Source organism: Novipirellula sp. (genome assembly GCF_041583735.1).
Taxonomy (GTDB): domain Bacteria; phylum Planctomycetota; class Planctomycetia; order Pirellulales; family Pirellulaceae; genus Novipirellula.
In genome coordinates this window covers 1-2,353 of sequence record NZ_JBFHFD010000941.1, presented here as the reverse complement: position 1 = coordinate 2,353, position 2,353 = coordinate 1, and the positions used below count along the sequence as shown (strand labels likewise).

General features: G+C 58.2%; 2 protein-coding genes. One reads left to right on the top strand and one right to left on the bottom strand.

Annotation, left to right across the window (positions count from 1 at the left end; all coding sequences use genetic code 11):
* Positions 1-472: 472 nt before the first annotated feature.
* Positions 473-1,342, bottom strand: a complete 870-nt coding sequence (gene mutM, locus ABX962_RS34830) for a bifunctional DNA-formamidopyrimidine glycosylase/DNA-(apurinic or apyrimidinic site) lyase (RefSeq protein ID WP_372726256.1) — start codon at positions 1,340-1,342, stop codon at positions 473-475.
* A 134-nt stretch (positions 1,343-1,476) separates the two neighbouring features.
* On the opposite strand from mutM, the gene trpB reads away from it, so the two are divergent.
* On the top strand, positions 1,477-2,353 hold an 877-nt coding region (gene trpB / locus ABX962_RS34825; RefSeq protein WP_372726255.1), incomplete at its 3' end, for a tryptophan synthase subunit beta.

The following is a 2,353-nucleotide window of genomic DNA, read 5'->3' as shown; positions in this document are numbered from 1 at the left end:
GGGCGGCGTAGGCTGTCCGCGAACTCGCCGCCGTGGCTCCGGCAACCGACAGAACCGCAGCAGTACGAAGCCAGTCTCGGCGTGATGTTTTTTGCGTCATGAGAATGGTCGGTGACGTGTTGAAGGAACAAACAGGAACGAATTCGAGAAACAGCGAGTGGCGATTCGCTCACGCCCTCCATTCTAGCGATTCAGCTCGCCGCGACGAACCGCAACCTCGATTATTCGCCGAAACGGGGGCGGCTCACAAATCAACGAAAGCATTTTCTCGTAGCTACCTTCGCCAGAAGGTGGTGATTCATATTGGCCGGCAACCATCCACGCTCTGGCAACCAGCCACGCTCTGGCGAGCGTGGCTACGGAACGCAAATGCCGTAATTCACCGTCTCTAAATGCTTTACAGCGTTGCCGCAAGCGGCTCGTAAATCAACGAAAGTCTTGACGACTTCCGCTACGGGGAAGGGGGGGTTTTTTAGGCGGAGAGGGGAACGACGAGCCGGTGCAGACCACGCTTTTGCTGGCAAACCGGGCAAAAAAACGTGCTCCGCTGAGCCTGAACAATCCGCCGGATCACGCCGTCGTAACAGCGGGGACAGGGGGCGCCGGCACGAGCGTAGACCTGATGATGGGCTTGGTAGCCACCTTCGCCATTGAGTGCATTGCGGTAGGTGCCATCCCCCAATGTGCTGCCCTCGTACCGAATCGCTTCCTCTAATACATGTCGCATCGCGGACTCAATTCGCTGCCACTGAGCCACGGTCAGCCGGTCACAGCGAGTACGAGGATCGATACCGGCAAGGAAAAGCAGCTCTGCGGCATACAAATTCCCCACTCCCGCCACCACCGCTTGATCCAGCAGAGCGACTTTGATCGCGCGTTGGCTGTTCCCCAATTTCGCTTTTAACTGTTCCGCTGTGATCGCCAGTGCATCGACCCCAAGCTTGGCGTCGACGAGCGTTTCGACCTGCTTAGGCGTCAACAACCTGACCGTTCCCAGTCCACGGCGATCCCAAAACAACAACTGGTCTCCCGCAGGCCCGGTCAACGTAATCCGCAGCCGCAGATGCTCCAGCGTCGGCGGATCCGCCAATAACACCAAACCAGTCATGCGAGGTTCGATCACGACGGTTTGTGCATCTTCGATTCGCAGCATCACGCGTTTGCCGCGGCGATCGACGTCGACGATGTGCTTTCCGCGAAGCCGACGATCAAAGGCATCGATTCGGGGCGTCATCAAAATGGGCTTTCGCTCGCAGGGCGGCCGAATCACGGCATCAATCCGGCTGCCGACAATCGGCAACACTCCCCGGCGCATGGTTTCGACTTCGGGTAGTTCAGGCACAGATTCTCTTTTGGCACGCGATCGCTGCATTGACCATTGATTGACCTCGGGCGACAATCTTAACGAAAACTGATTGCCATTTTCAGAGCCCCCGCTCGAAGATCCCGTTCAACGATCCTGTTTAGAGACCCAATATGAGCCTGGAAGAAGCCGCAGCCCCCCACGCCACCGCATCGGTTCCCGATATTCGCGGGCGTTTTGGTGATTTTGGCGGACGCTTTGTTCCTGAAACGCTGACCCGAGCGCTGGACCAACTCGCCGAAGAGTACGACAAAGCCAAGAAAGATCCCGAGTTTCAACGCGAATTGTCGTCGCTGCTGAAGACATTTGTCGGTCGCCCCAGCCCCCTCTATCACGCTAAACGACTGACCGATTCGGTCGGTGGTGCCCAAATTTGGCTCAAACGCGAAGATCTAAACCACACCGGTGCCCACAAAATCAATAACACGATCGGGCAAGCCCTGCTGACCCTTCGCATGGGCAAAACGCGAGTGATCGCCGAAACCGGAGCGGGCCAGCACGGTGTCGCCAGCGCCACGGCATGTGCCCATTTCGGTTTGCCGTGCACCGTCTATATGGGCAGCGAAGATATTCGCCGGCAAAAACCGAACGTGTTCAGCATGAAGCTGCTCGGTGCGGAAATCTGTCCTGTTGAAAGCGGCTCGAAAACACTTCGCGACGCCGTCAATGAAGCGATGCGAGATTGGATGGCGTCGGTCGAAAACACGCACTACATCATCGGCAGCGTGATCGGACCGCACCCCTTTCCGATGATGGTTCGCGATTTCCAATCGGTGATCGGCCGCGAAACTCGCGAACAGTGCCGCGATTCGTTTGAGCGGCTGCCTGATTGCGTCGTCGCCTGTGTCGGCGGTGGCAGCAACGCGGCTGGCATGTTCTATCCGTTCGTCGAAGACGATAGTGTTCGCATGGTCGGTGTCGAAGCCGGCGGCCGTGGCACCGCGCCCGGTGACCACGCGTCCCCGTTGACCTACGGCAGCCCAGGTGTCC